21 protein-coding genes are annotated in these 22113 nt (G+C 63.7%); 10 read left to right on the top strand and 11 right to left on the bottom strand.

Translation table 11 applies throughout. The features are described 5' to 3' along the window. The first annotated feature begins 10 nt into the window (after positions 1 to 10). The 5 genes from tsaB (at position 11) to NPS58_RS23375 (ending at position 3536) form a co-directional block, all read left to right on the top strand. Positions 11 to 685, top strand: a complete 675-nt coding sequence (tsaB, locus tag NPS58_RS23395; protein WP_274117649.1) for a tRNA (adenosine(37)-N6)-threonylcarbamoyltransferase complex dimerization subunit type 1 TsaB — start codon at positions 11 to 13, stop codon at positions 683 to 685. Positions 686 to 815: 130 nt separating this feature from the next. Next, positions 816 to 1103 carry a hypothetical protein gene (locus NPS58_RS23390; RefSeq protein ID WP_274117648.1) on the top strand — a complete coding sequence of 96 codons (288 nt, stop codon included), beginning with the start codon at positions 816 to 818 and terminating at the stop codon, positions 1101 to 1103. 3 nt (positions 1104 to 1106) lie between these two features. Beyond that, positions 1107 to 1976, top strand: a complete 870-nt coding sequence (locus NPS58_RS23385; protein ID WP_274117647.1) for a DUF72 domain-containing protein — start codon at positions 1107 to 1109, stop codon at positions 1974 to 1976. Between the two features lie 33 nt (positions 1977 to 2009). Next, complete coding sequence (locus tag NPS58_RS23380) at positions 2010 to 2840, top strand: isocitrate lyase/PEP mutase family protein (protein WP_274117646.1); 831 nt, start codon at positions 2010 to 2012, stop codon at positions 2838 to 2840. A gap of 6 nt (positions 2841 to 2846) precedes the next feature. Next, entirely contained in the window at positions 2847 to 3536 is a 690-nt protein-coding gene (locus tag NPS58_RS23375; protein WP_274117645.1) for an extensin family protein, read from the top strand. 1 nt (position 3537) lies between these two features. Here the strand turns inward: NPS58_RS23375 and NPS58_RS23370 are convergent, their stop codons facing one another. Then, positions 3538 to 4158, bottom strand: coding sequence for an energy transducer TonB (locus tag NPS58_RS23370; RefSeq protein WP_274117643.1), 621 nt, complete (start codon positions 4156 to 4158; stop codon positions 3538 to 3540). A 95-nt stretch (positions 4159 to 4253) separates the two neighbouring features. On the opposite strand from NPS58_RS23370, the gene NPS58_RS23365 reads away from it, so the two are divergent. Continuing rightward, positions 4254 to 5036, top strand: coding sequence for a class I SAM-dependent methyltransferase (locus NPS58_RS23365; protein WP_274117642.1), 783 nt, complete (start codon positions 4254 to 4256; stop codon positions 5034 to 5036). On the opposite strand, the gene NPS58_RS23360 is transcribed toward NPS58_RS23365, so the two are convergent. Beyond that, positions 5037 to 5672, bottom strand: a complete 636-nt coding sequence (locus NPS58_RS23360) for a TetR/AcrR family transcriptional regulator (RefSeq protein ID WP_274117641.1) — start codon at positions 5670 to 5672, stop codon at positions 5037 to 5039. A 192-nt stretch (positions 5673 to 5864) separates the two neighbouring features. Between NPS58_RS23360 and NPS58_RS23355 the strand changes: the two genes are divergently transcribed. Next, positions 5865 to 6965: an efflux RND transporter periplasmic adaptor subunit gene (locus tag NPS58_RS23355; RefSeq protein ID WP_274117640.1), complete on the top strand. Its 1101-nt coding sequence runs from the start codon at positions 5865 to 5867 to the stop codon at positions 6963 to 6965. Between the two features lie 6 nt (positions 6966 to 6971). Next, a complete protein-coding gene (locus tag NPS58_RS23350) occupies positions 6972 to 10037 on the top strand; it encodes an efflux RND transporter permease subunit (protein WP_274117639.1) in 3066 nt (1021 codons plus the stop codon). A 59-nt stretch (positions 10038 to 10096) separates the two neighbouring features. On the opposite strand, the gene NPS58_RS23345 is transcribed toward NPS58_RS23350, so the two are convergent. From NPS58_RS23345 to plsB, 3 genes are all read right to left on the bottom strand, one after another. Then, positions 10097 to 10786, bottom strand: a complete 690-nt coding sequence (locus NPS58_RS23345) for a DUF4197 domain-containing protein (RefSeq protein WP_274117638.1) — start codon at positions 10784 to 10786, stop codon at positions 10097 to 10099. A 33-nt stretch (positions 10787 to 10819) separates the two neighbouring features. After that, positions 10820 to 11218, bottom strand: a complete 399-nt coding sequence (locus tag NPS58_RS23340) for a YbaY family lipoprotein (protein ID WP_274117637.1) — start codon at positions 11216 to 11218, stop codon at positions 10820 to 10822. A gap of 84 nt (positions 11219 to 11302) precedes the next feature. Continuing rightward, the gene (gene plsB, locus NPS58_RS23335; RefSeq protein ID WP_274117636.1) at positions 11303 to 13789 is read right to left on the bottom strand and encodes a glycerol-3-phosphate 1-O-acyltransferase PlsB; all 2487 of its coding nucleotides are present in this window, start codon (positions 13787 to 13789) and stop codon (positions 11303 to 11305) included. Between the two features lie 222 nt (positions 13790 to 14011). Here plsB and NPS58_RS23330 point away from each other — a divergent pair, with 222 nt between their 5' ends. Beyond that, complete coding sequence (locus NPS58_RS23330; RefSeq protein WP_028942973.1) at positions 14012 to 14221, top strand: cold-shock protein; 210 nt, start codon at positions 14012 to 14014, stop codon at positions 14219 to 14221. Between the two features lie 88 nt (positions 14222 to 14309). Here the strand turns inward: NPS58_RS23330 and NPS58_RS23325 are convergent, their stop codons facing one another. The 4 genes from NPS58_RS23325 to NPS58_RS23310 all read right to left on the bottom strand — a co-directional run bounded on the left by NPS58_RS23325 (position 14310) and on the right by NPS58_RS23310 (position 19410). Then, positions 14310 to 14687 (bottom strand): hypothetical protein, encoded by a 378-nt coding sequence (locus tag NPS58_RS23325; RefSeq protein WP_274117635.1) that lies wholly within the window; start codon positions 14685 to 14687, stop codon positions 14310 to 14312. Positions 14688 to 14702: 15 nt separating this feature from the next. After that, entirely contained in the window at positions 14703 to 15515 is an 813-nt protein-coding gene (locus NPS58_RS23320) for a putative RNA methyltransferase (protein WP_274117634.1), read from the bottom strand. Continuing rightward, on the bottom strand, positions 15515 to 16666 hold the full coding sequence (gene dapE / locus NPS58_RS23315) for a succinyl-diaminopimelate desuccinylase (protein ID WP_274117633.1): 1152 nt from the start codon (positions 16664 to 16666) through the stop codon (positions 15515 to 15517). The genes NPS58_RS23320 and dapE overlap by 1 nt, the downstream gene beginning before the upstream one ends. Before the next feature lie 152 nt (positions 16667 to 16818). Continuing rightward, positions 16819 to 19410, bottom strand: coding sequence for a glycosyltransferase (locus NPS58_RS23310; protein ID WP_274117632.1), 2592 nt, complete (start codon positions 19408 to 19410; stop codon positions 16819 to 16821). 290 nt (positions 19411 to 19700) lie between these two features. On the opposite strand from NPS58_RS23310, the gene tcdA reads away from it, so the two are divergent. Then, the gene (gene tcdA, locus NPS58_RS23305) at positions 19701 to 20522 is read left to right on the top strand and encodes a tRNA cyclic N6-threonylcarbamoyladenosine(37) synthase TcdA (protein WP_274117631.1); all 822 of its coding nucleotides are present in this window, start codon (positions 19701 to 19703) and stop codon (positions 20520 to 20522) included. Here tcdA and NPS58_RS23300 read toward each other — a convergent pair. Then, on the bottom strand, positions 20501 to 20911 hold the full coding sequence (locus NPS58_RS23300; RefSeq protein WP_274117630.1) for a SufE family protein: 411 nt from the start codon (positions 20909 to 20911) through the stop codon (positions 20501 to 20503). The genes tcdA and NPS58_RS23300 overlap by 22 nt on opposite strands. After that, positions 20908 to 22113, bottom strand: a complete 1206-nt coding sequence (locus NPS58_RS23295) for an aminotransferase class V-fold PLP-dependent enzyme (protein WP_274117629.1) — start codon at positions 22111 to 22113, stop codon at positions 20908 to 20910. Before NPS58_RS23295 ends, NPS58_RS23300 begins: the two co-directional genes overlap by 4 nt.

Raw genomic sequence — 22113 nt, 5'->3', positions numbered from 1 at the left:
GGATACACCGATGACCACCTTGTTGGCCCTGGATACCGCCACTGAAGCCTGCTCCGTTGCCTTGCTGCATGACGGCAAGGTTTCCAGCCACTACGAGGTGATCCCGCGCCTGCACGCGCAAAAGCTGTTGCCGATGATCCAGCAATTGCTGGCCGATGCGGGTACCACGCTGGCGGCGGTGGATGCCATTGCCTTTGGCCGTGGTCCGGGCGCGTTCACCGGTGTGCGTATCGCCATTGGCGTGGTCCAGGGCCTGGCCTTTGCGCTGGAGCGTCCGGTACTGCCGGTCTCCAACCTGGCGGTGTTGGCGCAGCGGGCCTTGCGCGAGCAGGGCGTGCACCAGGTGGCCGCCGCCATTGATGCGCGCATGGATGAGGTGTATTGGGGTTGCTATCAGGACGTTGCCGGGGAAATGCGCCTGGTGGGCAGTGAAGCGGTGCTGCCTCCGGAACAGGCCGTGCTTCCGGCCGATGCCAATGGCGACTGGTTCGGTGCCGGTACCGGCTGGGGCTATGCCGATCGTATCCCGGTAGCCCTGGCCGGTAAGGATGCGAGCCTGCTGCCCCATGCCCAGGACCTGCTGGCCCTGGCCACCTTCGCCTGGCAGCGCGGTGAAGCCATCCCTGCCGACCAGGCCCAGCCTGTGTACCTGCGCGACAACGTCGCCACGCCCAAGGCACGCTGAGTGCAACTCGTCGGTTATTCCCAGGGCAAATAAAACCTTTTGCCTAGACTGTGGTCCAGTTATCAGTCGGGCATTAGCGAAGGATCTCTGATGCTGTTAAATTGCCATCAATGGTCCTGAGTAGATCGCCATGCGTATCGACGGTTTTTCCTCGCAGTCTTATCCGATCAAGCGTACCCCGCGCAAAGCGCCGGTTCGCAATGATGACGTGGACGAGGATCTGCCCGGCGAATATGAAGTGCAGGCCCAGGCCGGCACTGCTCAGGCGCGTACTGGTGGACTGCCCGCCCGCCAGCAGGACATGATCTTCCCCCGGGCCTGCAGCAAACGCACGGCCCAGGCCCTGACGAGCTACCTGACCACCGCCGGTTTCGTGGACTGGGAGATGGAAGTGCTGGGGCTTGACCTGTACATTTGATGGATGAGTCTGTCCACGCTTCCCTATTTTCTTGGTTGCCCGTCCTGGAGTGAAAACGCCTGGCGCGAGTACCTGTATCCCGCTGACGCCAAAACCGGCGATTTCCTCGGCCTCTACAGCCAGGTTTTCAACGCCGTAGAAGGCAACACTACCTTTTATGCCCGTCCGGCCCCGGCGATCGTCGAGCGCTGGGCCAGCGTCATGCCTGCGCACTTTCGTTTCACTGCCAAGTTTCCCGGCGATATCAGCCATGGCGGCGACCTGCATGGGCAACTGACTGCGGCGCAGGCCTTCATCGAGCTGCTCAAGCCCCTGGGAGCGCGGGTCGCTCCCTATTGGTTGCAATTGCCGGCGACCTTCGGGCCGGCGCGGTTGGGGGAGTTGGTGGCGTTTCTCGATGAGGTCGGCGTGCCCGTTGCCGTTGAGGTGCGCAACCAGGCGTTCTTCGCCAAGGGTGATGAGGAGCGGCTGCTCAACCGGCTGCTGCTCGACCGTGGCGTAGAGCGTATTTGCCTGGACCCGCGGGCATTGTTCAGTTGCACCTCGCGCGATCCTGGCGTGCTGCATGCCCAGTCGAAAAAACCGCGGGTGCCTCCGCGTCCCACCGCCTTCAGCCAGCACCCCCAGGTGCGCTTCATCGGCCACCCGGAACTGGCTGCCAACGAACCCTTTCTACTGCCATGGCTGGACAAGGTTGCTGCCTGGATCAAGGAAGGGCGCAGCCCCTATGTTTTCCTGCATACTGCCGACAACCGCCTGGCTGCGGCCCTGGCGCAGCGTTTTCATCGCGGTCTGATGGAGCGCCTGCCTGGGCTTGCGGCCTTGCCTGAACTGGACAGGACGCCTGAGGCCGAACAACTCGGCTTGCTTTGAACGCGTCCTGCCGCTTGCCCGGGAGCCGTGATCATGGATGTACAAACCCTGCGTGCCGAAGCCTTCAAAGCCCTGCATGAGCGTGATACTGCCTTCGTCATCCCCAACCCCTGGGATGCCGGCTCCGCCAAGCTGCTGGCGAGCCTGGGGTTCGAGGCGTTGGCGACCACCAGTGCAGGCCTGGCGTTCTCGTTGGGGCGTCCGGACGCCGAAGGGGCGATGACCCTGGATGAAACCCTGGACAATGCACGGGCCATCGTCGATGCGACCGCCTTGCCGGTGGCAGCCGACCTGGAGAACGGTTTCAGCGATGACCCCAAAGGCTGCGCCGACGCGATCCTCCAGGCCGCGCAGGCGGGCCTGGTAGGCGGTTCCATCGAAGATGCCAGTGGCAATCCCGATGAACCCATCTACAGCTTCCACCATGCGGTGGAGCGGGTGGAGGCCGCCGTGGCTGCCGCCCGTAGCCTGGACTTTCCCTTCATGCTCTGTGCCCGTGCCGAGAACCTGCTGCACGGGCGCCTGGACCTGGACGACACCATCGCCCGCCTGCAAGCCTTCGCCGAAGCCGGCGCCGATGTGCTTTATGCCCCGGGCCTGCGCACTGCCGAAGAAATCCGCTCCGTGGTCCAGGCCGTGGCGCCCAGGCCTGTGAATGTACTGATGGGCCTCAGCGGCGTGCAGTTGAGCGTCAACCAGTTGCAAGACCTGGGTGTACGGCGCATCAGTGTCGGGTCTTCCATGGCTCGTGCCGCCTATGGAGCCTTCTATCGCGCAGCGCAGGAAATCCAGGATCAGGGCAGCTTCACGTTTGGCGAGCAGGCGCTGCCGTTTGCTCAGTTGAACCAGCTGTTCAGGCGCTGACCCGCCATGGGCAAGGGCCTGCTGCTGTGCCTGTTGCTGGTGGTGGCAGGTGTTGTTGCCTGGTACCAGGGCGTGCGCTTGCCCAACGCCTGGAACCCATGGGCCGTGCTCGATGTTCGTCAACCGCCCAATCTGCTGACGGCATACAAGCTGGGTCGCTTGCAGGACGATCCGCAACGCTGCGCTGAAGCCTTGGCTACCTCAGGCCTGCGTTATCGCCAGCAGGCTGACAGTCCGGCGCAGGCGGCTTGTCCACTGGAAAACGTATTGAGGGTCGAAGGCTCGGCGGTACGCCTGAGCAGCAGCTTTCTGGCCAGCTGCCCGCTGGCGGTGGCCTATGCGCTGTTCGAGCAACATGCCTTGCAGCCGGCGGCGCAGCGCGCGTTCGCCCAGCCGGTGGTGCAGGTCGATCACCTTGGCAGTTTTGCCTGTCGCAACGTCTATAACCGCAAGGACGGTCGGCTCAGCCAGCATGCCACGGCCAATGCCCTGGACATCGCCGGGTTTCACCTGGCGGATGGGCAGCGGATCAATGTGCTCAAGGACTGGAACGGCGAGGGCGCCAAGGCGCAGTTTTTACGTGAGGTGCGCGCCGGGGCTTGCGACAGTTTCAATACGGTGCTCGGGCCGGACTATAACGCCGCCCACCGCAATCACTTTCATCTCGACATGGGCTTCTGGCAGGTGTGCCGCTGACTCAGGCGGCAATGCGCACGTTGTTCAGCACCACAGGACGCGCCCAACGGCTGTCGAAGTCCAGGGCCGATTGCTGGGCCGTCAGGGTTGGCTCATCAAAGGGCTCGGGCGCCTTGTCGAGCAGGTCCATCTCGAACTCGGCGATCGGCAGGTACAGCGGCTGGGGTGTGGGGCCAGGGCCCGGCTCCGGAATCGGATGCCCCTGGCTCATGACCACCGGGCGTACCCAGGTGTTGCTGATATCCAGCTGGCGTTGCTGTTCGATCAGTTCGGCGTCGCTGTAGGGCGGGGCGAGTTTTTCAAGCAGCTCGGGCTCGAACTCGGCGATCGGCAGGAACAACGGCTCGGGCGGGGCAATGATGGTGTCCTGCACGTTGCACAGGCGCTGGTTATGGATGTGAGCCAGTACCTGGCTGCCACCCAGCGGCTCGCCGGTTTCTTTGTCGTACTGCTCGAGGGCGAGGCTCTCGGTATCGCTGTCTTCACCTTGTTGCTCGGCCAGGGCGCGGGCAAAAAAGTCCTGCCACAGGTGGCTGACGCCACCCAATGCCTGGGTGTTATGCCGCCCATAGTTGCCGACGGGCGATAAATAACCTGAGCTGAGCTGAAGAATGTCGGTCATGGCAGTCGCAGGCGCTGTAGGTCTGGCAAAATAGCGAATACTTTTTATATCGGCCGTGGCCGACGATCATTTAATTTTTTTGAGTACAGGATTCGATGGTGGAGCAAGTGGCGGACGGCGGCATCCGGGTCGAGGCACTGACGGCTGACTATCAGGCCCAGGCCAATGAATGGGCGCAGCGCCTTGGCCTGCCACTGGCGGACGAAAACGCAGGCTTTGCCGTGCAGGTCGGTGCCAGCGGCCTGCAGATCCAGCAGCTGGGTCCGCAGGCACCGGGGCCGGTGCGGGTCGACTTTGTCGAAGGTGCGGCAGCGCACCGGCGGGTGTTCGGTGGCGGCAGCGGGCAGATGATCGCCAAGGCGGTAGGCATTGCCCAGGGTGTTCGCCCGCAAGTGCTCGATTGCACTGCGGGGTTGGGCAAGGATGCGTTCGTGCTGGCCAGCCTGGGTTGCCGGATGACCCTCATCGAGCGCCAGCCGCTGGTTGCCGCGCTGCTGCAGGACGGCCTGGCGCGGGCGGCCGGCGATGCCGAAGTCGGCCCCATCGTCGCGCGCATGCAGCTGCTGACGGGCAACGCCATTGAGCACCTGCGCAACTGGCAGGGCGAGCCGCCGCAGGTGATCTACCTCGACCCGATGTTCCCCCACCGCGACAAGAGCGCCCTGGTGAAAAAGGAAATGCGCGTATTCCGTCCCCTGGTCGGTGACGACCTGGATGCGCCGGCCCTGCTCGAGGCGGCCCTGGCCTTGGCCAGCCATCGGGTCGTGGTCAAGCGCCCGCGCAAGGCGCCCATCATTGAAGGACCCAAGCCGAGCCACAGCCTGGAAGGCAAGTCCAGCCGCTACGACATCTACCCGAAAAAAGCCCTCAAGGCCTGATCAGGGCCGATAGGCGCTCAGGAACATCCTCACCACTTCTTCGACATGGGCCTGGGCAGCCTCTGTGTCCAGGGCAGGGGCGTAGCCGAGCAGCAGGCGATAGTTCGGCGCGCCCTTGAGCAGGCAGAAAAAGTGTTCCGCCGCCTTGTCGGGATGCTCGATGCGCAGCAGCCCGCGCTGGTCGACGCGCCTCAGCAACGCCTCCATCTCCCGCAACACCCGCAACGGGCCGGCTTCGAAGAAGATCTGGCTGAGCTTGGGGTCCTGGTTGCCCAGGGTCATGATCAGACGGGTCAGTTGCACCGACTGCTCGCTGCTGATCAAGGCCTGGAAGCCACAGCCGATGTTGAGCAATACCTGCTCCAGCGGTGCGCCGTCAGGCAGCTCGAAGATCAACTCCGGCAACTGCGCCGTGCAGGTGGCCGAGATGGCAGCGGTAAACAGCGTCTCCTTGTCGGTGAAGTGGCTGTACACCGTGAGTTTTGAAACACCTGCCGCTGTCGCGACCGCATCCATGCTGGTGCTGGCGTAGCCAAGCGTTAGAAACAGCTGCTTGGCCGCCTCGAGTATGGCCTGGCGCTTGGCCAGGTCCTTGGGCCGGCCGGGGCCGGCGGGAGCGCTGAGATCGTTGGGCATGAGTACTTGTACAGGTTCCAGTTGGGGCACATGGTACATCGCCGACCCGTCCAGGGCTGGCAGATATCGTCATAAAGGATTCGCGTTAATGCGTTTTTTCTCTTGGGCCGCGGCTTCCCGGCTCTGGTTCCCTGATTTAATATACCCGCCAGTATAAATATTCAAAGCGCCATTCGCGAAAGGTCATTCATCATGTTGCGCCATGCCTTGCCCCTCGCTCTGCCCATCGGCCTTGCCGTGTTGCTCTCTGCCTGCGGGCAGGAAAGCACACCGCAGACCTCCTTGCGACCTGCCATGGTGGTGCAGCCGCAACCGGCCAGCGCCGCAGCCGACAGCTACCCTGGCGAGGTGCGCGCGCGCTTCGAGCCGGAACTGGCGTTCCGCATCGGTGGCAAGGTCAGCAAGCGTCTGGTCGAAGAGGGCCAGCGGGTCAAGGCTGAGCAGCCGCTGGCCCAGCTCGACCCGCAGGATGTGCGCCTGCAACTGGAGGCCAGTCGTGCCCAGCTGGCCGCTGCCGAAGCCAACCTGACCCTGGTCAAGGCCGAGCGCGACCGCTACAAGACCCTGCTTGACCGCCAGATGGTCAGCCATTCCCAGTACGACAATGCCGAAAACCTCTATCGCGCCGGCCTGGCCCGGCTCAAGCAGGTGCGCGCCGAGTTCGACGTGGCCGGTAACCAGGCGGAATACGCTGTATTGCGCGCCTCCCAGGATGGCGTGATCGCCAAGCGCCAGGTCGAGGTCGGGCAGGTGGTGTCCGCCGGCCAGACCGTGTTCACCCTGGCCGCCGATGGCGAGCGCGAAGTGCTGATCGGTTTGCCGGAGCAGCAGTTCGGCCGCTTCAAGGTCGGTCAGCCGGTGTCGGTGGAGCTCTGGTCGCAGCCCGATGAGCGTTTCACCGGGCGTATTCGCGAACTGTCGCCTTCGGCCGATCCACGCTCGCGCACCTACGCGGCGCGCATTGCCTTCACCGCCGGCAAGGTGCCGGCAGAGCTGGGCCAGAGTGCCCGGGTGTATATCCAGCATGCCGAGCAGGCGCCGCTGGCGGTGCCGTTGTCGGCGCTGACCGCCGAGAACGGCCAGACCTACGTTTGGCGCGTGGACGCCAACAACACCCTCAAGCGTGTGCCGGTGCGGGTGGGTGCCTATGGCGAAAACAGTGTGCCAGTGCTTGAAGGCCTCAATGCCTCGGACTGGGTAGTGGCGGCCGGCGTGCATGTGCTCCAGGAGGGGCAACAGGTGCGTCCGGTGGATCGTTCCAATCGTGTGGTGAATCTGGCGGCCAAGGAGTAAGTCCCGATGGGTTTCAACCTTTCCGCCTGGGCCCTGCGCAATCGGCAGATCGTGCTGTTCCTGATGATTCTTCTGGCGCTGGTCGGCGCGCTGTCCTACACCAAGCTGGGACAGAGTGAAGACCCGCCGTTCACCTTCAAGGCCATGGTGATTCGCACGATCTGGCCCGGCGCCAGCGCCGAGGAAGTCTCGCGCCAGGTCACCGAACGCATCGAAAAGAAGCTGATGGAGACGGGGGAGTACGAGAAGATCATGTCGTTCTCGCGCCCTGGCGAATCGCAGGTCACCTTCGTGGCCCGCGACTCGATGCATTCGGCCGATATCCCCGAGCTGTGGTACCAGATCCGCAAGAAGGTTGCCGACATCCGGCATACCTTGCCGCCGGGTATCCAGGGGCCGTTTTTCAACGACGAGTTCGGCACCACCTTCGGCAACATCTACGCGCTGACCGGCGAAGGTTTCGACTACGCCGTGCTCAAGGACTACGCCGACCGCGTGCAGATCCAGCTGCAGCGGGTCAAGGATGTGGGCAAGGTCGAGCTGTTGGGGTTGCAGGATGAAAAGATCTGGATCGAACTGTCGAACGTCAAGCTGGCCACCCTCGGCTTGCCCCTGGCGGCTGTGCAGCAGGCCTTGGAGGAGCAGAACGCGGTCAGCACCGCAGGCTTCTTCGAGACCTCCAGCGAGCGCTTGCAGCTGCGGGTGAGCGGCCGCTTCGACACCGTCGAGCAGATCGAGCAGTTCCCCATTCGCGTAGGCGACCGTACGTTCCGGATTGGCGATGTGGCCCAGGTACGACGCGGTTTCAACGATCCTCCCGCGCCGCGCATGCGCTTCATGGGCCAGGACGCCATCGGCCTTGCGGTGTCGATGAAAGCTGGTGGCGACATTCTGGTGCTGGGCAAGGCCCTGGAGGCTGAGTTCGAGCGGATCTCGCACAACCTGCCGGCCGGCATGGAGCTGCGCAAGGTGTCGGATCAGCCAGCCGCGGTGAAAACCGGGGTAGGCGAGTTCGTCCAGGTGCTGGTCGAAGCCTTGGCGATCGTGTTGCTGGTGAGCTTCTTTTCGCTCGGCGTGCGCACCGGCCTGGTGGTGGCCCTGGCCATTCCGCTGGTATTGGCCATGACCTTCGCCACCATGTACTACCTGGGTATCGGCCTGCACAAGATCTCGCTGGGGGCGCTGGTGCTGGCCCTGGGGCTGTTGGTGGACGATGCGATCATTGCCGTCGAGATGATGGCGATCAAGATGGAGCAAGGCTTCGACCGGATCAAGGCGGCCAGCTACGCCTGGACCAGTACGGCCTTCCCGATGCTCACCGGTACGCTGATCACGGCGGCAGGCTTCTTGCCGATCGCCACGGCGCAGTCCAGCACCGGCGAGTACACCCGTTCGATCTTCCAGGTGGTCACGATTGCCCTGGTCGCTTCCTGGATTGCCGCGGTGGTGTTCGTGCCTTATCTGGGCGAGCGCCTGTTGCCAGACCTGGCCAAGCGGCATGCCGCCAAGCATGGCACTGCCGAAGGCGGCCCGGACCCTTACGGCACGCCGTTCTACCAGCGTGTGCGGCGTGTGGTGGGCTGGTGCGTGGCGCGGCGCAAGACTGTAATCGTCGCGACCCTCGCGCTGTTCGTCGGCAGTATTCTGCTGTTCCGTTTCGTGCCCCAGCAGTTCTTCCCGGCATCCGGCCGACTGGAGCTGATGGTCGACCTGAAACTGGCCGAAGGTGCCTCGCTGAGCAACACCGCCGAACAGGTCAAGCGCCTGGAGGCAATGCTCAAGGACCGTGCCGGTATCGACAACTATGTGGCTTATGTGGGCACCGGTTCGCCGCGCTTCTACCTGCCGCTGGACCAGCAACTACCGGCGGCAAGCTTTGCCCAGTTCGTGGTGCTGGCCAAGACCATCGAAGAGCGTGAAGCCCTGCGCAGCTGGTTGATCGCCACCCTCGACGAGCAGTTCCCAGACTTGCGCTCGCGGGTTACTCGCCTGGAGAACGGCCCACCCGTGGGCTATCCGGTACAGTTCCGGGTGACTGGCGAGCACATCGAGCAAGTGCGCGCCCTGGCGCGCAAGGTCGCCGCAAAGGTTCGCGAGAATCCCCATGTGGTCAACGTACACCTGGACTGGGAAGAGCCGAGCAAGGTGGTGTACCTGAATATCGACCAGGACCGCGCCCGCGCCCTGGGCGTGAGTACCGCCAACCTGGCCAAGTTCCTGCAAAGCTCGCTCACCGGCTCTGCCGTCAGCCAGTTCCGCGAAGACAACGAACTGATCGAGATCCTCCTGCGTGGTACCCAGCAGGAGCGCACCGAGCTTGCCAACCTGCCGAGCCTGGCGGTGCCGACCGACAACGGCCGGAGCGTGGCCCTGTCGCAGGTGGCGACGCTCGAGTACGGGTTCGAGGAAGGCATCATCTGGCACCGCAACCGTCTGCCCAGCGTCACGGTACGTGCCGATATCTATGGCAAGGAACAGCCGGTGACCCTGGTCAAGCAGATCCTGCCGACCCTGGACCCGGTGCGTGCCGAATTGCCGGATGGCTATTTGCTGGAGGTCGGCGGCACGGTGGAAGACTCTACCCGCGGACAGAAATCGGTGAACGCTGGCGTGCCGTTGTTCATCGTGGTCGTGCTGACCTTGCTGATGCTGCAGCTACGCAGCTTCTCGCGCACGGTGATGGTGTTCCTCACCGCGCCCCTGGGGTTGATTGGGGTGACCTTGTTCCTGCTGGTGTTCCGCCAGCCGTTCGGTTTCGTGGCGATGCTGGGCACCATCGCGCTGTCGGGGATGATCATGCGCAACTCGGTGATCCTGGTCGATCAGATCGAGCAGGACATCGCTGCGGGGCTGGATCGTTGGCAGGCAATTATCGAGGCGACCGTGCGCCGCTTCCGGCCGATCGTGCTGACCGCGCTGGCGGCGGTGCTGGCGATGATTCCGCTGTCGCGCAGCGTGTTCTTCGGGCCGATGGCGGTGGCGATCATGGGTGGGTTGATCGTGGCCACGGCGTTGACGCTGCTGTTTTTGCCGGCGCTGTATGCGGCGTGGTTCAGGGTGAAGAAGACCTGAAGTGATCGCGGGGCAAGCCCGCTCCTACCGCGTAGGAGCGGGCTTGCCCCGCGATGCATTTACAACGCGCCGAACACCTTCTTGGCAACGCTGGTAGCCGCCGCCGCAGGATTCTGGCGAATGCTTTCTTCCTGCTTGGCAATCATTTCGAACAGCCCATCGAGCGCCTGCTCGGTCACGTAGCCTTCGACATTGGCGTTCTTGGCATCCAGCACACCCAGGGTCGCAGCTTGTCCGGCAAAGGCATTGTACTGCTGGGCCAACCCTACCTGGTCGGTCGCCTGCTTGACGATGGGCAGGAACTTGGCGCGGATCTGCTCGCGGCTGGTCTTGTTCAGGTACTGGGTGGCCGAGTCGTTGCCGCCGGCAAGAATGCCCTTGGCATCGTCGACGGTCATTTTCTTCACGGCATCGACCAGCAGGGCCTGGGCCTGGGGAACCGCGGCTTCGGCAGCCTTGTTCATGCTGGCCTCCAATTGCTCGACCTCGGCGCCCATGCCGAATTTTTTCATGGTCTTGGCGGCCTTGCCCAGTTTGCCGGGCAGTTCGATGCGTACCTCGGGGTTGGCGCTGAAGCCGCCAGGCGTGCCCAGTTGCTTGACGGCAACTTGCGCGCCCTGGGTCAGGGCATCCTTGAGACCGGTGCTGGCGTCCTTTTGTGTGAGGTCGCCAAGCGACAGCGCCAGCGCACTGGCCGAGAACAGCAGGCCGGCGCACAGGCCGGTGAAGGTGAGGGCGGGGCGGAACATGGCAGCATCCTTATCTGAAAACGGGCAAATCAATCAACGAACGGCATCGACCTTGATACGGAGCGGTTGCGGGTCGGTGCCGTCCAGTTGCACGCCGTGATGCACGGTGTTGATGAACAGCAATTTGCCGTCGAGTTCGATTCGCGCGCTCACCGCATAACGGTGACCTGGCTTGACCTGGGCCGGGTCGTAGCTGAGGTGGAAGGGCAGCGGCACCTGGCCATTGACCGGGCCGTTCTGGCTGGCCAGGGTCACGGCCGGGGCGTCCATCAGCGAGACATCCTGCAGGCTCACGTTCAGTGTGGCTGCCGGCGGCAGGGCAATGCGCTGCAGGTAGAACACTTCACCGTCGAGGCTGGCCTTGGAGGCGGGCGGGGTGCTGCTGCAGGCGGCCAGCAGGCCACCGAGGAGGATCAGGGACAGTTTTTTCATCAGTAGCTCCTTGTGGGTGGCGCCGCCAAGACGGCGACCAACCCAGGTTAAGTCGTGTTGCTCCAGGGCATAGGCCACTAGGGATTATGCCGGTACTTCGGGGTGCTCTTCGCCGCGGTGCAAGGCAACCTGGCGAATGGACAGGCGAACTTCTGCCGACAGCACGCGCTTTGCCGCGCCTTCGGCGAGTTCGCTGAGTTTTTCGTGGTAACCCAGCTTGCCGTTGGTGTCGGGGCGCAGTACGCCCTGTTCGATCTGGGTCTGGATGAAGTGGCGGAACAGGGTCTTGTCGAAGAACTCCGGGGCGTTGAGGCCATGCAGGATCGACAGGCGCTGGGCCATGACCACGCAGAGGTCTTCCAGCTCTTCGGCGCTGAGGCTGTGCTGGCCGCTGTTGAGCAACAGCGCGGTGGCCATGTAGAAACGTTGCAATGTTTGGGTGATTGCACGGGCAAGGAGGGTCAGTAGCACGAACTGGCGCGAGCTGGGCGCCGGACGCAGGTACACGCCGTTCTCGAAGCGCAGCAGGCCGTGGTCGACAAAGGCTTGCAGCCACTGATCGATCACACCATCGAGTTCGTCCAGCTCCCAACGAATGAACAGCTCCGACTGCAGGTATGGGTACAGCGCCCGGGTGTACTGCAGGATCAGCTCGCGGCTCATGCGTGAGCTGCTCTGGAAGAAGCTCGCCAGCAACGCCGGCAGGGCGAAGATGTGCAGGACGTTGTTGCGGTAGTAGGTCATCAGCACCGCGTTCTGTTCGTCCAGATACAGGATTTTGCCCAGCGCATCGCTCTGCTCAGCCAGCAGGCCCATGCCCTTGACGTGGCTGATCAGCGCCAGGCCGTCGCCTTCGGGCAGGGTGGTGTGCGGTGAGTAGGGCACCTGGCGCAGCAAGGCCAGGTACAGGTCCAGCACCCGAGCCAGGGCGCGCTCGTCCAGGGCCAGCCGGGTGGTCGAGAGCAGGGCCAGGGCGGCCAGGTTGACCGGGTTGATAGCCGCGGCCTCGTTGAGGTGACGGGCGACTTTTTCACCCAGGCGCGAAGTGGTCTCGTTCAGCCAGGCCGGGCGGAACTGCGGCGCATGCGCCTGCTCGCGCCAGCCGGGTTGCTGCTGGTCGAGGAAGGCACCGAGGCGGATCGGCTCGCCGAAGTTGACCGCCACCTGGCCAAAGCGCTGCTTGAGGGCGCCCAGGACCTTGAAGATGTCGAAGATCGATTCTTTCTTTTTGCTCGCACCCCGCAGCTCACCCAGGTAGGTGCGGCCTTCGAGTACGCGCTCGTAGCCGATGTACACCGGTACGAAAACGATCGGCGTGCGCGAGGAGCGCAGGTAGCTGCGCAGGGTAATGGCCAGCATGCCGGTCTTGGGCTGCAGCATGCGCCCGGTGCGCGAACGGCCGCCTTCGACGAAATACTCCACCGGGAATCCCTTGGTGAACAGGGTGTGCAGGTATTCGTTGAACACTGCGGTGTACAGCGGGTTGCCCTTGAAGGTGCGGCGCATGAAGAACGCCCCGCCACGGCGCAGCAGGCCGCCGATCACCGGCATGTTCAGGTTGATGCCGGCAGCGATGTGGGGCGGTGTCAGGCCATTGCGAAACAGCAGGTACGACAGCAGCAGGTAGTCGATGTGGCTGCGGTGGCAGGGTACGTAAATCACCTCGTGGCCCGGGGCGATGCCCTGTACCTGCTCGATGTGATTGACCTTGATGCCGTCGTAGATCTTGTTCCAGAACCAACTGAGCACTACCTCCAGGAAGCGGATGGCGGTGTAGGTATAGTCCGAGGCGATCTCGTTGCCGTAGCGCAAGGCCTGGGCCTCGGCCTTGGCCAGGGGGATGTTCTGGCGTTCGGCCTCGTCGGCGATCGCCTGGCGAACCAGCGGATCGTGGACCAGGCCTTTGACCAGGTTGCGCCGGTGCGAGATGTCCGGGCCGATCACGGCGGTCTTGAGGTTGCGAAAGTGCACGCGCAGCAAGCGCTGGGCCATGCGCACCGTGCGTTCGTGGCCCTTGTTGTGCTGCACCAGTTCACGCAGGTGAATCGGCTCGGAAAACTGCACGCGCGTCTTGCGGCCCAGAATCAGCACGGTGAGCAGACGGCGCAAGCGGCCGGTGACCGCCCAGCTGTCGGCGAACAGCAGCTTCCAGGGGCTGGACTCACTGGCAGGCGACTGGCCCCAGAACACACTGACCGGAATGATTTGCGCGTCTTCCTCGGCATGCTGGCTGATGGCATTGACCAGCCGGGCGAGGGTCGGCGGTGCGCCACGCTTGTCCTGGCGGCCAAGCCAGTCTGGCTCGGGTGTGAGGTAGAAGAACGCGGCCGGCTCTTGCAGGGTGCCCACCGATACCGGCAATACCGGGCGCGGCAGCCCCGCCTTGGTGCACTCGCGGTCGAGCACGGCAAGGTCGGTCAGGGAGGGCGATTGCAGGGCGTAGAACACCGGACGGCTGCGGTCCAGGTTCAGGGTGAAGGCTGACTGGTTGATGGTCTCGGAGCGAACCCACAGGTACAACAGGCGACGCAGGGCGCCAAAGATCAGGCGGCGCAGGGGGGAACGGGTCATACGGTGTGTGCTCTGGATGAGATTTTCGAGTGATTGCTCAGTCGGTTAGTGTGCCGTATCTGCGCAAGTTCAGCAAAATGCACTCCGGTCATGAAATTTAATTTAAGTGTGTCATATACTCGGTCCGCCGCTTGCAGGAGATTTCTGCAAGCCGCGTCGGTGGAGGGTGGTGACCCCTCTGCAAGCAAGGCGATTCCAAAATAAAAATTCGGAGTAGTTCAGATGTCGTCTCGTGAAACTGGAAGTGTGAAGTGGTTCAATGACGCCAAGGGTTATGGCTTCATTCAGCGTGAAGGTGGCGCGGACGTGTTCGTTCACTACCGTGCCATTCGTGGTGAGGGGCATCGCACCCTCATCGAGGGGCAGCAGGTCGAATACAGTCTGACTCAGGGCCAGAAGGGCCTGCAGGCGGAAGATGTGATCGGGCTGTAAGCGCCGGGCCACAAGCCTCGAGCCTGGGTCCACCAGCGAAAAGGCCCGCCGCCGGACGACCGGGGCGGGCCTTTTCGTAGAAGCCGGCTCAGCTGGTACGCCAGGTGATTTCCTCTTCACCGTCGGCACTGATGCGGATCCAGCGATCGGCATCGTCTTCACCTTCTTCTTCTACCCAGGTACCCGGGGCGCATCGCACTTCGACGTTCAGTGCGGCAAAGGCGGCGCGGGCGCAGGCGATATCATCGTCCCATGGGGTCTGCTCACTTTCCAGGTAGAGGCTGTTCCATTTGCCTACAGCTTTCGGTAACCAGGTAACCGGAATGTTACCGGCCGTGCACTTCCAGGTCTGACCTTTTTGCTGCCATTCGCTGCAAGGGCCCAACGCCTGGGTCAGCCAGTCAGCGATCTGCTTGTGGTCGACGTCGGCGTCCTTGAGGTAAATCTCGATATCGGGTTGGCGCATGGGGGCTCCGGGTGCTCAGTCTTGTCGCACAAAGTAGTCGTAACGCATCGATACCGTGACCTCGAAAGGCTCGGCCTGCTCGATGACGCGGGCTCGTTTTTCCGCGCTGGCGCGCCAGCCATGAGGGGTCATGGCCAGCAGGTCGGCGCGGGACTTGCCATCGACAAGGCTCAGGCGGAATTTCAGGGTTTCGCTGTGGGCGTGCTGCATGCCCGCCGGGACCAGCGCCAGGTGCTTGTCGTCGGCGTAGTCGCGCACTTCATCATAGAGCTTGTGGCGCAGTTCGATCAGGTGCTCGTTGGTCGGGCCCACCCGCATCAGGCCGCCGCCCGGGGCGAGCAGGCGCAGGGCTTCCTGCCAGTCGAGCGGGCTGAACACGCTGGCCAGGAACTGGCAACTGGCATCGGCCAGGGGCACCCGCGCCATGCTTGCGACCAGCCAGGTCAGCGCCGGGTTGCGCCGGCAGGCACGCTTTACCGCCTCGCGGGAGATGTCCAGCGCGTAGCCGTCGGCCTCAGGCAGGGCCTGGGCGATCTGCGCGGTGTAGTAACCCTCGCCGCAGCCAATGTCCAGCCAGCGCTCAGGTGCGCGCTCTGCGGCAAGCTCCGCCAACCGGCGGGCCACAGGCGCGTAGTGCCCGGCGTTGAGAAAGTCGCGGCGGGCTTCGACCATGGCCTGGTTGTCGCCCGGATCGCGGCTGTTCTTGTGCTGCACCGGCAACAGGTTCAGGTAACCCTGGCGGGCACGGTCGAAACGGTGACCGGCCGGGCAGGCCACACCGTTATCGAGGGTGCCCAGCGGGGCGCTGCAGATAGGGCAGGTGAGCATCAGGCAAGCAACCGGGTCAGGGTCTGGTAGTAGATCTCGGTCAGCACATCCAGGTCGCTGGCCAGGATCCGCTCGTTGACCTGGTGGATGGTGGCGTTGACCGGGCCCAGTTCGACCACCTGGGTACCGAGGGTGGCAATGAAGCGCCCGTCGGAAGTACCGCCACTGGTCGAGGCTTGGGTTTCGCGGCCGGTCACGGCCTTGATGCTGGCCGATACGGCATCGAGCAGGTCACCCGGCTCGGTCAGGAACGGCAGGCCCGACAGCGCCCAGTCTACGTGCCAGTCCAGCTGGTGCTTGTCGAGGATCGCCGCGACACGCTGCTGCAGGCCTTCGACTGTCGACTCGGTAGAGAAGCGGAAGTTGAACAGAGCGGTCAACTCGCCAGGCACGACATTGGTGGCACCGGTGCCGGAATTGAGGTTGGAGATCTGGAAGCTGGTCGGTGGGAAGAACGCATTGCCTTCGTCCCAGTGCTCGGCCGCCAGTTCCGCCAGGGCCGGGGCGGCCAGGTGGATCGGGTTCTTGGCCAGGTGCGGGTAGGCCACATGTCCCTGCACACCGCGTACGGTCAGTTGGGCGCCGAGGGAGCCGCGGCGGCCGTTCTTGACCACGTCGCCCACCAGGCTGGTGCTCGACGGTTCACCGACGATGCACCAGTCCAGGCGCTCCCGGCGCGCGGCCAGGCGCTCGATGACGGCCTTGGTGCCGTGGTGGGCCGGGCCTTCTTCGTCGCTGGTGATCAGAAAGGCGACCTTGCCGCGGTGGTTGGGGTAGTCGGCGACGAAGCGCTCGGTGGCGACCACCATGGCAGCCAGGCTGCCTTTCATGTCGGCGGCACCACGACCACAGAGCATGCCGTCGGCATCGATCAGGGCATCGAACGGATCGTTCTGCCAGGCCTGCACGGGGCCGGTGGGCACGACGTCGGTGTGACCGGCGAAGCACAGCACCGGACCTTCCTGGGTGCCGTGGGTGGCCCAGAAGTTGTCGACGTCTTCGATGCGCATCGGCTCGAGCATGAAGCCGGCATCGCCCAGGCGCTGCATCATCTGTTTCTGGCAGTCGGCGTCCACTGGGGTCACCGAGGGGCGGCGGATCAGGTCGCAGGCCAGTTCAAGGGTAGGCGAGAGGTCGGCTGGGGCCGTCATTGAAGGAACTCCGGGGGCAAGGCAGGGCACGAATTCGAGGGGCGTTATCTTATAGCAAAACTGTAGGAGCGGGCTTGCCCCGCGATCAGCGTCCGCACAGTTTTGTTGGCTGTGGGGTGTGATCGCGGGGCAAGCCCGCTCCTACGGGAGGGTCATGAGGCCTGGGCGGGTTGGGCGGCATCCATGGGTTTTGGCAGCGACGACAGCATCGCCATGATCAACGCCGCCAGGTACGGTAGCGATTGCACCAGCAGCATGGTCACCCAGAAGCGCATGTCGTTGCTGGGCAGGCCCTGGACCAGGTAGATACCGGCCGCAGCGCCCCACAGCAGGACCATGATGAACAGCTCTTCGCGGGCTTCGGAAATAGCCACCAGCAGCCCATGGCTATCGGCATGCTTGGGGGTTCGAATGAACGGAATGCTACTGGTGAAGAACCCGTACAGCACCGCCTTGGCGATGGTGTGCGACAGCGCAAGGCCCGCCAGGGCGGCGGCGAAGGCGTCCTTGAGGTTGACCCCGACCGCGCGGCGGTACAGGAACACGATCTTGCCGACCTTGAACACGAACAGCGCCAGCGGCGGGATGGCGAAGATCAGCAGCGGGGGGTCGACCCGCTGCGGCACGATGATCATCGCTGCCGACCAGAGCAGTGCGCCCACGGTGAAGAAGATGTTCATGCCATCGGCGATCCACGGCAGCCAGCCGGCCAGGAAGTGGTAGCGCTGGCCGCGGGTGAGCTCCGAGCCCTTGCCGCGCAGCAGGCTGGCGGCATGGCGCTTGATGATCTGGATGGCGCCGTAGGCCCAGCGAAAGCGCTGCTTCTTGAAGTCGATGAAGGTGTCGGGCATCAGGCCCTTGCCGTAGCTCTCGTGGGAATATGCCGCCGAGTAGCCTTTCTCGAACACCCGCAGGCCCAGCTCGGCGTCTTCGCAGATGCACCAGTCGGCCCATCCCAGTTCCTCGAGCACCGAGCGGCGGGTCATGGTCATGGTGCCGTGCTGGATGATCGCATCGCGATCGTTGCGGGTGACCATGCCGATGTGGAAAAAGCCCTTGTACTCGCTGTAGCACAGCTTCTTGAAGGTGCTTTCGTTCTGGTCGCGGTAGTCCTGGGGCGATTGCACCACGGCGATTTTCGGGTCGGCAAAATGCGGCACCATGTGCTTGAGCCAGTTGCGGTCCACGCAGTAGTCCGAGTCGATCACCGCGATGACCTCGGCGTCCTTGGCCGTGTGCGGGATCAGGTAGTTCAGTGCACCGCCCTTGAAACCGGCAAGCGGCGAGACGTGGAAGAACTTGAAGCGCTCGCCGAGCATCTCGCAGTGGGCCTTGATCGGCTCCCAGACGGCCGGGTCCTTGGTGTTGTTGTCGATGATCAGGACTTCGTAGTCCGGGTAGTCGAGGGCTGCCAGGGCATTGAGGGTCTGCTTGACCATCTCCGGCGGCTCGTTGTAGCACGGCACATGCACCGACACTTTCGGCCGGTAGGCGCTATCGGCCTGCACCGGCAAGAACTCCCGGCGACGCTTGTGAATCCACACTGCCTCGGCCAGTTCATGGGCTTCGGTCAACAGTACGATGAACACGCCGAGCGCCCCCAGGGCGAGCAAAAAGCCCACGGTCAGGCTGAACCAGGTGCTGTATTGCTGGCTGTAGTCGTAGCCGATCCACACCAGCACCGAACCGCACAGGAACGCAATGAAGGTCAGGAAGGTACGCCCGCGCTGGCGCAGGGCCGAGCCGTCGATCAGCAGCAGGGTCAGCGACAGCATCGCCAGCACCACCGAACCTACGGCCAGTACGCGCCACTGCGGAATGGCCACGACCGGCCCTTCGAAATTGAATTTCTGCTGGCGGGCAGCATTGAACACGCCCCAGTAGGCGCCCACCGAGCCTTCGTCACTGGCTTTCCAGGGTTGGTCGTAGGCCTCGATGACGAAGTAGTTGTAGCCCTGGCGGTTGAGAGTGTTGACCAGGGTGCGCAGGTAGATGGCCTGGTCGGCCTGGGTGGCATCGGCGCCACCGCGCATGCGGCCGTTGCTCGGCCAGCCGACCTCCGAAAGCAGCAGCGACTTGCGTGGGAAAAGCTGCTTGAGGTCGCGGGCACGGTCGAGCACGAACTGACCAGCATCCTTCATCGGAATGAATTCCCAGTACGGCAGGATGTGCGCCGCGATCAGGTCGACGTGCTTGGCCAGCTCCGGGTGTTCCTTCCAGATGTGCCACTGCTCGCTGGTGGTCACCGGTACTTTCACGGCGGCACGTACCCGGTCCAGGTACTGGATCAACGCCTCGGGGGTGATCTCTTCGCGGAACAGCGCTTCGTTGCCGACCATCACGCGCACGACGCTGCGTGAGCTGTTGGCCAGTTCGATGGCTTTCTGGATTTCTCGCTCGTTGCGCTCAAGATCCGGGCTGATCCATACCCCGAGTGTCACCCGCAGGCCGAAATCTTCGGCCAGGCGCGGAATGTCGGCCTGGGTGCCTTCGACGGTATAGATTCGAATGCTGTCGGTGAGCTTGCTCAACTGCTCCAGGTCCTGGCGCAGCTCGTCTTCGTTGGGATACTGGCCCTTTTGTGGGCTTTCTCCGAGGCGAAACGGCGAATAGGAGAAGCCGGAAATCTGCTCCGGCCAGTCGGGGGCCGATACCGGGCGGTTGATCAGTGCCCAGAACCCGGTGAATAGCGCGGCGATGGCCATGACTATCACCAGGTTGATACCAAATTTACGCGATGACATAGATAGTTCGGGTTCCGAAGGGTGGAACGGGCGAGCGCCACAGGGCGCGGATCCTGCTGTTGGTCCGCGTATGCTGTGTAGCAACAGGTTGGCGGCTGTAGGTTAGATTGACTCCAGGTGTCGAAGTTCTTGGGCCCGTGTTGTTGTCGTCCAGGACTGGGGACTGCATCGGACATTAAAGCAGGATTGGCGCCAACTTTACCAACGCCGGCGTGGCGTCCGGTCTGAAGCGGGATGGCATCTAGCCGTAACAGGCCTATAATGCGCGCCGGTTTTTTCGGGGTATGGCCATGAGTACAGATGATCCACGCTTTGCCGGTGTTGCAAGGTTGTATGGCGACAACGGCTTGCAGCGCCTGCGCGAGGCCCATGTGGCAATCGTCGGCATCGGCGGCGTAGGCTCGTGGGCGGCCGAGGCCATGGCTCGCAGTGGCGTTGGCGAAATTTCATTGTTCGACCTGGACGATGTTTGCGTCAGCAACACCAACCGCCAGTTGCACGCGATGGAAGGCAACATCGGTCGCGCCAAGGCCGAGGTCATGGCCGAGCGCCTGCGGGCGATCAATCCGGCGTGCAAGGTGCATGCAGTGGTCGACTTCGTGACCAAGGACACCCTGCCCGAGTACATCGGCAAGGACATCGACTGCGTGATCGACTGCATCGACAGTGTCATGGCCAAGGCGGCATTGATCGGCTGGTGCAAGCGGCACAAGGTGACCATCATCACCACCGGCGGTGCCGGTGGGCAGATCGACCCGACCCAGATCCAGGTGGCCGACCTGAACAAGACCTTCAACGACCCGCTGGCGTCGCGGGTGCGTTCGACCTTGCGGCGGGACTACAACTTCTCCCGTACGGTCACCCGCAACTACAGCGTGCCGTGCGTGTTCTCCACCGAGCAGCTGCGCTACCCCAAGGGAGACGGCAGTGTCTGCCTGCAGAAGAGTTTTGTCGGCGAGGGCGTCAAGCTCGATTGCTCCGGCGGTTTTGGCGCGGTCATGATGGTGACGGCGACCTTCGGAATGGTCGCCGCCAGCAAGGCCGTGGAAAAACTGGTCGGCGGAGCCCGTCGCCCTTCCGAGCGCAAGTCTCAGGCGCCGGCAGCGAGCTGAGCCATGCGTTGCAGCACGGCGTTCAAGCCGTTGCTGCGTGAAGGTGAGAGCTGACGACCCAGGCCCAACTGGTTGAACCAGCCGGGCAGGTCAAGCTGCGCCAGTTCCGCACTGGAAAGTCCCTCGACCCGCACCAGCAGCAGCGCCAGCAGGCCACGAATGATCCGTGCGTCGCTGGCGCCCTTGAAGCGCCATTGGCCGTCCTGTTGTTCGGCCACCAGCCAGACCTGGCTTTCACAGCCGTGAACGCGGTTGGCCTCGGATTTCTCTTCGTCATTCAATGGCGCAAGGCGCTCGCCCCATTGCATCAGCAGGCGTGCCCGCTGCTCCCAGCCGGCCGCGTGTTCGAAGCTGGCAAGGGCCTGCCGGGCGCTATCGGGCAGGCTCATCGCAGTAGCTCCAGGGCTTGGTCCAGTGCCTCGAAGAAGCGCTGCAGGTCGTCGGAGTCGTTGTACAGGGCAAGGGACACGCGGATGGCGCCATCCAGCCCAAGGCTTTTGAGCAATGGCATGGCGCAATGATGCCCGGCGCGTACGGCGATGCCTTGTTCGGTCAGCATGTGCGCGAGGTCCGCATTGTGGACGCCGTCGACCACGAAACTGGCCAGGGCCAGCTGCGGTTGGCCCAGCAGGCGGATACCTTCGCGGTCGTTGAGGCCGCGCAGCAGATGGCGGTGCAAACCGGCTTCGTGCTCGGTCACCGCGCTCGAATCGAGCCCTGCCAGGTAATCGAGGCTGGCGCCCAGGCCGATTACGCCGGCAACAGGCGGTGTGCCGGCCTCGAATCCCAGGGGCGCCGAACGAAAGCTTGCGCTGTGGTAGTCGGCGATCTGGACCATTTCGCCGCCGAACTGCCAATGGCGCAGGCGCGCCAAGGCTTCGGTGCGGCCGTAAAGCACGCCGACGCCGTCGGGGCCATAGAGTTTGTGGCTGGAAAACACATAAAAGTCGCAGCCCAGTTGCTGCATGTCCTGGCGACCGTGAACCACGCCCTGGGCACCGTCGACCACGGTCAGCGCGCCTTGGGCACGGGCGTGGTCCAGCAGCGGCGCCAGGGGTTGCCAGGCGCCGAGCACGTTGGACAACTGGCTCACCGCCAGCAATCGGGTGCGCGGGCCAATCAGCTGGAGTGCGATTTCCAGGTCGACCAGGCCGCGGCCGTCGAGGGGCAGGATCACCAGCTTGAGGCCGCGACGATGGGCCAGCTGTTGCCAGGGCAACAGGTTGGCGTGGTGTTCCAGGGCGCTGATGGCAATTTCGTCACCGGCTTCGAACTGCCCTTCAAGGCCATAGGCCAGCAAGTTCAGCGCCGATGTCGCGCCATGGGTGAAGACGATGTTCTGGGTGTCGCCGGCGTTCAGCCAGCTGGCGACCTTCTCACGGCTGCGTTCGAACGCCTGGGTGGCGAGGGCACCGGGAAGGTGTTGGGCACGGTGCACATTGGCGGCGCCGTGGCCGTAATAGTGGCTCAAGGCATCGAGCAGGACTTGCGGTTTTTGCGTGGTGGCCGCGTTGTCCAGGTAGGTCTGGTGCTGGCGTTGCAGGGCGGCGATGGCTGGGAAGTCAGCACGCCACGGGGAGGGCTGGAACAT

Origin of the sequence: Pseudomonas putida, assembly GCF_028682455.1 — a bacterium.
Classification (GTDB): domain Bacteria; phylum Pseudomonadota; class Gammaproteobacteria; order Pseudomonadales; family Pseudomonadaceae; genus Aquipseudomonas; species Aquipseudomonas putida_AA.
Note: the sequence above shows the minus strand (reverse complement) of the source record. Positions and strands in the feature narration are given on the sequence as shown.

Bases quoted from the DNA above. Each gene is read 5' to 3' on its own strand.
- tsaB (WP_274117649.1), top strand. From the start codon at position 11: ATGACCACCTTGTTGGCCCTGGATACCGCCACTGAAGCCTGCTCCGTT.
- NPS58_RS23390 (WP_274117648.1), top strand. From the start codon at position 816: ATGCGTATCGACGGTTTTTCCTCGCAGTCTTATCCGATCAAGCGTACC.
- NPS58_RS23385 (WP_274117647.1), top strand. From the start codon at position 1,107: ATGAGTCTGTCCACGCTTCCCTATTTTCTTGGTTGCCCGTCCTGGAGT.
- NPS58_RS23380 (WP_274117646.1), top strand. From the start codon at position 2,010: ATGGATGTACAAACCCTGCGTGCCGAAGCCTTCAAAGCCCTGCATGAG.
- NPS58_RS23375 (WP_274117645.1), top strand. From the start codon at position 2,847: ATGGGCAAGGGCCTGCTGCTGTGCCTGTTGCTGGTGGTGGCAGGTGTT.
- NPS58_RS23370 (WP_274117643.1), bottom strand. From the start codon at position 4,158: ATGACCGACATTCTTCAGCTCAGCTCAGGTTATTTATCGCCCGTCGGC.
- NPS58_RS23365 (WP_274117642.1), top strand. From the start codon at position 4,254: ATGGTGGAGCAAGTGGCGGACGGCGGCATCCGGGTCGAGGCACTGACG.
- NPS58_RS23360 (WP_274117641.1), bottom strand. From the start codon at position 5,672: ATGCCCAACGATCTCAGCGCTCCCGCCGGCCCCGGCCGGCCCAAGGAC.
- NPS58_RS23355 (WP_274117640.1), top strand. From the start codon at position 5,865: ATGTTGCGCCATGCCTTGCCCCTCGCTCTGCCCATCGGCCTTGCCGTG.
- NPS58_RS23350 (WP_274117639.1), top strand. From the start codon at position 6,972: ATGGGTTTCAACCTTTCCGCCTGGGCCCTGCGCAATCGGCAGATCGTG.
- NPS58_RS23345 (WP_274117638.1), bottom strand. From the start codon at position 10,786: ATGTTCCGCCCCGCCCTCACCTTCACCGGCCTGTGCGCCGGCCTGCTG.
- NPS58_RS23340 (WP_274117637.1), bottom strand. From the start codon at position 11,218: ATGAAAAAACTGTCCCTGATCCTCCTCGGTGGCCTGCTGGCCGCCTGC.
- plsB (WP_274117636.1), bottom strand. From the start codon at position 13,789: ATGACCCGTTCCCCCCTGCGCCGCCTGATCTTTGGCGCCCTGCGTCGC.
- NPS58_RS23330 (WP_028942973.1), top strand. From the start codon at position 14,012: ATGTCGTCTCGTGAAACTGGAAGTGTGAAGTGGTTCAATGACGCCAAG.
- NPS58_RS23325 (WP_274117635.1), bottom strand. From the start codon at position 14,687: ATGCGCCAACCCGATATCGAGATTTACCTCAAGGACGCCGACGTCGAC.
- NPS58_RS23320 (WP_274117634.1), bottom strand. From the start codon at position 15,515: ATGCTCACCTGCCCTATCTGCAGCGCCCCGCTGGGCACCCTCGATAAC.
- dapE (WP_274117633.1), bottom strand. From the start codon at position 16,666: ATGACGGCCCCAGCCGACCTCTCGCCTACCCTTGAACTGGCCTGCGAC.
- NPS58_RS23310 (WP_274117632.1), bottom strand. From the start codon at position 19,410: ATGTCATCGCGTAAATTTGGTATCAACCTGGTGATAGTCATGGCCATC.
- tcdA (WP_274117631.1), top strand. From the start codon at position 19,701: ATGAGTACAGATGATCCACGCTTTGCCGGTGTTGCAAGGTTGTATGGC.
- NPS58_RS23300 (WP_274117630.1), bottom strand. From the start codon at position 20,911: ATGAGCCTGCCCGATAGCGCCCGGCAGGCCCTTGCCAGCTTCGAACAC.
- NPS58_RS23295 (WP_274117629.1), bottom strand. From the start codon at position 22,113: ATGTTCCAGCCCTCCCCGTGGCGTGCTGACTTCCCAGCCATCGCCGCC.